Here is a 738-nt window from a genome sequence, read left to right as displayed (position 1 = left end):
ATCCAGGCGCAGATCCTGGATCTGCTCCAGGACATGAAGGAGCGCTTCGGCATGGCGGTGATGCTGATCACCCATGCCATGGGCGTCGTCGCCGAAACCGCGCAACGCGTCGTCGTGATGTATGCCGGCAAGGTGGTCGAGGAAGNNATCTGTTCGGCAATCCCGGCCATCCCTATACGCAGGGGTTGATCCGCTCGATCCCGCGCATCGATCTCGACAGCGAGCACAAGACTCGGCTCGAGGCGATCGGCGGCTCGGTGCCGATCCTGATCAATCCGCCGGTCGGCTGCCGCTTTGCGCCGCGCTGCAAGTTCGCCATGAACGTCTGCACCGAAAAGGAGCCGCTGCTGCGCGAGATCGCACCCGGCCATCGCATGGCCTGTCATCTCGGCGATACAAATCTGGGAGGCGCGGCATGAGCGAACCCTTGCTGCAGGTCTCCAACCTGAAGAAGCACTTCCCGGTGCTCGGCGGCCTGCTGTCGCGCCAGGTCGGTACCGTCTATGCGGTCGACGGCGTGTCGTTCTCGGTCAACCGCGGCGAGACGCTCGGTCTCGTCGGCGAATCCGGCTGNNTTCGCCTCGCTCAATCCGCGTATGACGGTCGGCGCGATTCTCGGCGAAGCCTTCACCATCCATAACCTCGCCTCGTCCGCCAAGGAGCGGGAGGAGCGCGTCGCCGGCCTGCTGGTCAAGGTCGGGCTCAAGGCCGAGCACATGCGGCGCTATCCGCACGAAT

General features: G+C 64.6%; 2 pseudogenes. Both read left to right on the top strand.

Annotation, left to right across the window (positions count from 1 at the left end):
* Window positions 1-419: pseudogene (locus AABA86_RS33375) on the top strand (oligopeptide/dipeptide ABC transporter ATP-binding protein); the annotation flags it as partial.
* Window positions 416-738, top strand: a pseudogene (locus AABA86_RS33370) (peptide ABC transporter substrate-binding protein); the annotation flags it as partial. The pseudogenes AABA86_RS33375 and AABA86_RS33370, both read left to right, overlap by 4 nt.

Origin of the sequence: Bradyrhizobium sp. TM233, assembly GCF_036247965.1 — a bacterium.
Taxonomy (GTDB): domain Bacteria; phylum Pseudomonadota; class Alphaproteobacteria; order Rhizobiales; family Xanthobacteraceae; genus Bradyrhizobium; species Bradyrhizobium ottawaense.
Note: the sequence above shows the minus strand (reverse complement) of the source record. Positions and strands in the feature narration are given on the sequence as shown.